A 6,811-nucleotide genomic window follows, 5' to 3' on the forward strand; every position below is an offset into this window, starting at 1 on the left:
TAAAAAGGCTGAGTCAGTAATCTGCTCAGCCTTTAATTTATCGTTGTTCTAGACAGCCTTTGTTGATTAGCTGATTAAAGGTAACGGCTTCTCAAATGATCTTTAAAGTACTGTGCATTCAAGGTTTCACCTGTTGCGCCTTTCACCAAATCATCGGTGGTTAGTAAGCTACCTTTACTCCAAATGTTCGACTCTAACCAAGTGAAGATAGGGGATAGGTCACCGCTTTCAATTACCGAGTTCACATCGACCGTTTTCTTCATTGAAGCCATGAACTGAGCCGCGTACATCGCACCTAGTGTGTAAGATGGGAAGTAGCCGAACGCGCCGTCAGTCCAGTGGATGTCTTGCATGCAGCCATTAGTGAAGTTGCCTTGAGTGCTTAAACCAAGGTAAGACTGCATTTTAGTATTCCAAAGTTCAGGAACATCAGTGTGCTTGATTTTGCCGTTAATCAGGTCACGCTCAATCTCGTAACGTAAAATCACGTGCGCTGGGTAGGTCAACTCATCGGCATCAACACGGATGAAGTCTTTCTTCACGCGAGTGTAGATCTTTTGGAAGTTCTCTTTCTCAAATTCAGAGCCTGAGAACTGTTGTCCTGCTAGGTTCGCTAAGTGTCCGATGAATGGGTCGCTGCGGCCAACTTGCATCTCGAAGAACAAAGACTGAGATTCATGGATACCCATAGAGCGAGCTTCACCTGCTGGTTGGCCTGCTAGGTGCTTGGGTAAGCCTTGCTCATAACGTGCATGTCCTGTTTCATGGACGATGCCCATTAAGCTTTGCACGAATTCAGCTTCATCGTAGCGAGTCGTGATACGCACGTCTGAAGGTACGCCGCCACAGAATGGGTGAACACTTTCATCTAATCGGCCGTGTTCGAAATCAAATTGAAGCAGCTTCATCACTTCTAGGCCAAGTGCTTTCTGTTTCTCTGTCGAGTAGATACCCGATGGCGCGTTAAATTGCTCGCTCGATTGTTTTTCGATCACTTCGTCAATCAGGCTTGGTAGCCATGTTTTAACGTCTGCAAATAACACATCCAATGAAGCAGAGCTGGTGCCCGGTTCATAGATATCTAGCATCGCATCATAAGGCGTTAAGTTAGCGGCATCTGCGCGGATTTGTGCTTCTTCACGTGATAGCTCAACCACTTCACGCCAGTTCTTTTCAAAACCAACCCAGTCGTTTTCTCCACGTTGGCTACGCCATGCATGTTCACATTTTGAACCAGCTAAAGATTTCGCTTCAACCAGCTTTTCTGGAAGTAGGTTAGCTTGTTGCCATTGGCGTTTGATTTCACGAAGTGACGATTGTTGCTCGTTGTTTAATGCTTCGTTTTCAGCGTCAGCAATCCAATCGCCAAGTTGTGGCTGAGTCATTAGGCAGTGAATATGAACAGATAGCTCGGCCATCGCTTCGCTACGTGCTTGGTTACCGCCAGCTGGCATCATGGAAGCTTGATCCCAACCACAAATAGAGGCTAGGTGTTGAAAGCGTGAACATTTTTGAGAGTGTTCGACTAGTTTTTTGAATGCGCTCATTTGACTACTCTTAATTTGGTTTCTTTAAATGACCCATAAGGCTGCATCAGTTTAAGGGGCATCTCGATGTTTAGTACTTTGAAGTTGGTCACTTCACTTTGTTTCTGAGGCTGCTCTTCCAGTAGAAGATATAGCCTAAACAAGGTAGGGCAGTGATATGCCAGTAATTTACTATTTGTTAACAAATTAAACTGTACCATTGTGCACAAAATCAGTGAGTTGTATAGCTGATGGCAATTGTTGCTTGCGAATTGTTCAGATACACGGTATTGATGATAGATCGCTGAACAAGAATGACAATGATATGGATATTTTGAACTTTGAGGCATTTCTGATTGCCATCACTATTTTAACGCTAACGCCGGGGTTAGATACGGCTTTGGTAATTCGCAATACGAGCCGTTCTGGCTTATCTGACGGTGTGATGACCAGCTTTGGTATCTGTAGCGGTCTTTATGTGCACGCCTTTTTCTCTGCAGTGGGGATCTCTGCGATTCTTGCGCAATCAGCTGAACTCTTTCAAGCCGTTAAAATGGTGGGTGCGGTTTACCTGATTTGGCTTGGTTTAAGCAGTTTACGCGCCTTAATGAAAAATGGTGGCGGGTTGAAGGTTGGCGAGCAAACTCATCAAGCCTACAGTGCCAAACGTTCTTTGCGTGAAGGCTTCTTATCTAATGTGCTTAACCCGAAAACAGCGGTTTTCTACTTGGCTTTTCTTCCTCAATTCGTAAACCCTGAAGGCTCGCCGTTATTACAATCTATGCTGATGGCTTCGGTCCACTTTATGATTGCGATGGTGTGGCAATGTGGTTTGGCTGGTGCGCTTAACTCGGCTAAAAACTTGTTAAAGAATGCGAGCTTTATGAAGTGGATGGAAGGTGTGACTGGCATGGTGCTGGTGGGACTGGGCGTTAAGCTTCTGATGGAAGAACCTGTGTAGTTCACCTTTTTAATAGAACATATGAAAGCCCACGACACGTCGTGGGCTTTTGCGTTTTATTGCTTGTAGATTTGTGCCGCGCTTATTAAACAACCTAGTTCTTCACAGCGTAGTTATTTACGGCCTAATTATTCACAGCGTAGCTATTCAACGACGCTGATGTTCATCTCTGCACCTTCGAAACCTAAGTCACTCAACTCATCAGCATTGAAGTTGGTGGTAACTTCAATGTCGCCAATGCGCTCAGTCGTTTCGTTGATGGAATCAGTACTTCTTTTGCTGCGTAGATTGTTGGCAATCGGTGTTGCTTGGCCAATCTCAATGGTGCCTGCAAATTGAGAGTCAGCGTAGAAATCACCCGATACGTAAGAGTGGAATGGACGTAAGCTTCCGCCTGTTGCGTATTGCATGCTAGATAAGCCCGCTTCTTTGATTGCCCAACCCCAATCCCACCATTTGGTTTCACCTGGAATGTATCGGTGATCCCATTGGTAGCGAATGTCTGCAGATTTTTCACCACCGCGACCCATAGTGAAGGTGTGGGCTTTGTAAGGGCGGTTGTCTGGGTGTGTGTGCCATGCGTTGCCACCCCAACGAAGGAAGCCGTTAAACTCAACATCGTAGCTAATGTCGGCGTTGAATCGGTACGGGTAGGAGATACTTGAACGATACAACTCGACTCGAATCGGCAGCTCTGAGTTGGCTGGAACCATTGGGCGCGCTTGAAGTGTCACTTGTTCGCTAGTAGAGCCACCATTGGATTTAGAGAAGCTTTGGTTGGCTTCAAATTTAACGGTGAGCTTAGTTTCGCCGACAAGAGGCCACTTAAACGTATTCTCTGTTTGAACACTTTGTGAGAACCCGTAGCTGTTCGTTTTTGACCAGTTTGTTGATTCATCCACTTTCAGGTCGACAACCACTTGTTGCGCGATATTACTGTTGTTTCTTGCCGTCGCGTAAACCGTCTTCACTAGTTCACGGTCTGATTCGACAACATCGCCATGCCAAAAGTTGTCGTCGTTAACGGTGTAGGCGAAGTTGTCGACGGTGATTTTAGTTTTTTCCCCACAGCGATAACCACTACAAGAACCACCATTGTTTCCTTGTATCACCCAGCTGTCGCCAGAGCGGTTGATCGTCATGTCTTCACCCACGTACTGACTATTATTGCCGCCAACCCATGCGTAACCTAGGTTATGAGCCAAATAGCTTAACGGACGAACAAAATCATTACGGTTATTGACCAGCTCATATTGAACATCCAACTCGCTGCCTTCTGGAACCGATTTAGCAGAGTAGTTTGGAATTTCAGACTGGTCATTGTTCGGATAACAGAACGTTTTGCCGTTGGTTGTGTCTTGTTTAATAAGGCCATTGTATCCCGGGCCCATGATCACCCAGTTTCCTTTTAAGCCTGTGATCTGCCAAGTGCCCATTCTAGCCAGCAAAGCGCTCTTTTGCTCTTCGGCTTCAAAACGGTCTAACGGGCGATAGCCAGAGCGACATACATCGTCACCAAGTTGGTCATGGACTATTTGGTCTGGGTAAATTTTTGCGTTTACGCCAGTAGATAGAACAGACAACACTGCGGTTGCTAAGAGACTTCTGTTTATTCGGATCATTAACAATTCCCTCATTTGTAATTTTTCTATTTTGATAATGTTTTTTGTGCCGTGCAGTTAACAAGACAAGTTCACTTTTTCATGTTGATAAATAGATAGATACTGAAAAGGGTTGAATTAAATTTCCCCTTTAATTCAATGGTTTGTATTGTTTTATTTGTTTTTTCGGTGAAAGAGGCTGTAACTGAAAAGAAAATCTTTGATAGGGCTCAAACCGTTTTTAGAAAAATGAGGCGTGATGATTGATACATTCACGTCAAATAGTTTTTAACGTGGTCTATTGCGAGTGAAATGAATGGTTAAGTACGAGAGGAGACATATTATTCACATCGTTTTTATTTGATGTAAATATCAACAGGAGAGCGATAAATGAGAGTTGGGTTTTAAAATTTAATCCAGTGTTTTAAACATCCGATTAATTGAATACTAAAAATACAAGAGATGTTTATTGATGCAGTAATAAATATAACCATCCGTTTTTTATGTGTAATATTCAGAACGGTGTTAATTAAAATGAAGTGGATTCAGCTGGTGGCCAAACGAAGATAAATTATCGCTTAGCCAAAAGTTGTGTTCTTCCTGTATTACATGTTCGAATGATGGCAAATAAATCATTTGAACTTAATATATCAACTTTCAATGTTAAAGGGTCATTGTTGATAAGTAGGTAGGGCGACAATAAGCTGTCATTCATGGTCTTGTTTATTTTTTGCACGGAGACTAAGTCGATAGTGCCAGCTATTGAAAAGAATAGGGATTGAGAAGGACCAGCTTCTCCTCTAAATCGTAGAACAATCGGGTCGGGCATGTTGTCATCTTGGACGGACATAAGATGCAGAACTTTGTTATCACTTATTTTGGTGAGCCCATCGGTTCGTAATACATTTCCATCTAGCACAAGATCTACCACGCTATGTTGATAACGGTGCTCTTCTTGGGGCGGAGATGAAGGAATACTCCATATACCAATCAATAACGCTAACGAGGAAAACAGAGCTACAAATGGCATCATAATTGGCCTCTCTTTAGGAATAATTCTATCTCTTGACTAGCTCGATCTAATTGCGTGGCGGTGTAGAAGATATTGATGGACTGACGTGTTGTCTTGTTGAGCATGGAGAGTTCTGAATAGCCGGGCTCATCGCTGATGTAGGCTACGCAATCGCATTGGTATTTGTAGAGAATGGCCTCGAGTTCTGGGCTCAAAGACATCTCTGTTTCCTGAAAAACTTGTACCTGCCCGACCCATTGTTCATTAAGTCGGTTAAAGGGGGTGATATCACCAAGGCTTTTATCGTGAACCTTAGCAAAAGCCAACAGTGCCGAGGACAACAGCAAACAGCCCGTTATGAAGTAACACAGCTTGTTTTTGTATAAGCTGACTTGAGAATAGCTAAGTGGAGAATAGGTAAGTGAAGTCGACTTGGATTCAGGTGTATCGTTGCTCGCTATAGAGGCAGCAATACTACTATGACCGAGTGGAGCTTTGTCACTCACCGGAGTGAGAGGAATCGTGACTTCGCTTTGTGGTTGCGAGTCAATAAAGACGCATTCATCAATAAGTCGGTAACCGACCTTTGGCACCGTGACGATGGGTGTTTCTCTGATGCCAAGCTTAACGAACCCTTGGCGAAGTAAACTGATACACTTCGCCAGTGACGTATCCCCAATGAACTCACTTCCCCATGCGAAACTAATAATATCTTGTTTGTTCACAATTTCGGGTGAGTTTTTAAGTAATAGCTCTAAAACGCGAGTCTCACGATATCCTATTTTAATAGAACGTTCGTCGTTATAAATACGGTTTTTAATCGGGTCGAATCTGATCATATAGCCAACGTTTTATTTTTATTATAATTCTCTCAACAATTTAGATGACTATAAACTGACTATTATATGAATTAAAGTCACATGTTTTATTCTGGTGTATTTTTGAGTGGTCAAAACAAAAGCGTTCATTATTTGTTTATGAAAGAAATTCTGCCATTTAGTCACAACCTGTTAAATATAAGTAATATCTAATTAAGTATTAATTTTATTAGTGAGCTTTTAATTAGAGAGTTTTGGATTGATCTGTACCTATAAATTAATTAGAACAGTGGTCTAATTAAAGTCATAATTTATTTGTGGGTAAACGATAGTAATAATTTAGTCAGTTTAAGTGTTGAATAGATATAAAAATGTATGGTCCGCCCCGTTATTGCAACTACAATTAAGTAATAACGGAGTTGGTTTGCGCTAATGTATTCGGAGTCCTTGTTGGGAGCACTAGCTTCCCAGCTCCACGATGATATCCGCGCCAGATTACCCTTAAAAAGCCCAAAGCATTGATTGCTATTTTTTGTGTCAGGTTCTTAATCTGGCCGATTGACCGTTTTTGTCATCACGTTCATTGGCGTTGCAAACTTGGTTATAGCTAAACAGCCTTAAAAGCTTGGCTAAAAGCTTGGCGGTGGTATAACACCGCCCAAGCTATCCTTACTAGCTTGTTGGCTAATGCGACTACCACTACATTAAATGGTTTGGTGGCTCGTAGATTCACAAGCCACTCTCCGAACACTTTCCCTGTCGTCTCTAGTCTAGAGAGAACAGCCCTTGCCCCATGGACAAACAGAGTTCTGAGGTGTTTATTCCCTCGTTTACTCATACCAAGTAGCTTGGTCTTTCCTCCCGTTGAGAATTGCCTTGGCACAAGCCCCAAC

The 6,811-nt window shown here is 42.9% G+C and carries 6 protein-coding genes; 1 reads left to right on the plus strand and 5 read right to left on the minus strand.

Going from position 1 to position 6,811, the window contains the following annotated elements; translation table 11 throughout:
- Positions 1–74: 74 nt before the first annotated feature.
- Complete coding sequence (locus L1D37_RS21425; protein WP_239849111.1) at positions 75–1,547, minus strand: carboxypeptidase M32; 1,473 nt, start codon at positions 1,545–1,547, stop codon at positions 75–77.
- Positions 1,548–1,851: 304 nt separating this feature from the next.
- On the opposite strand from L1D37_RS21425, the gene L1D37_RS21430 reads away from it, so the two are divergent.
- Complete coding sequence (locus tag L1D37_RS21430; RefSeq protein WP_239830186.1) at positions 1,852–2,487, plus strand: LysE family translocator; 636 nt, start codon at positions 1,852–1,854, stop codon at positions 2,485–2,487.
- 143 nt (positions 2,488–2,630) lie between these two features.
- Here the strand turns inward: L1D37_RS21430 and L1D37_RS21435 are convergent, their stop codons facing one another.
- The 4 genes from L1D37_RS21435 to L1D37_RS21450 all read right to left on the minus strand — a co-directional run.
- Positions 2,631–4,109: an aerolysin family beta-barrel pore-forming toxin gene (locus L1D37_RS21435; protein WP_239849112.1), complete on the minus strand. Its 1,479-nt coding sequence runs from the start codon at positions 4,107–4,109 to the stop codon at positions 2,631–2,633.
- A 550-nt stretch (positions 4,110–4,659) separates the two neighbouring features.
- The gene (locus L1D37_RS21440) at positions 4,660–5,121 is read right to left on the minus strand and encodes a hypothetical protein (RefSeq protein WP_123286931.1); all 462 of its coding nucleotides are present in this window, start codon (positions 5,119–5,121) and stop codon (positions 4,660–4,662) included.
- Positions 5,118–5,939 (minus strand): winged helix-turn-helix domain-containing protein, encoded by an 822-nt coding sequence (locus L1D37_RS21445; RefSeq protein WP_239849113.1) that lies wholly within the window; start codon positions 5,937–5,939, stop codon positions 5,118–5,120. The genes L1D37_RS21440 and L1D37_RS21445 overlap by 4 nt, the downstream gene beginning before the upstream one ends.
- A gap of 586 nt (positions 5,940–6,525) precedes the next feature.
- Positions 6,526–6,811: transposase (locus L1D37_RS21450; protein WP_239849114.1), on the minus strand; the 286-nt coding region annotated here is incomplete at its 5' end.

Origin of the sequence: Vibrio sp. Isolate33 (genome assembly GCF_022397895.1) — a bacterium.
Taxonomy (GTDB): Bacteria; Pseudomonadota; Gammaproteobacteria; order Enterobacterales; family Vibrionaceae; genus Vibrio; species Vibrio pomeroyi.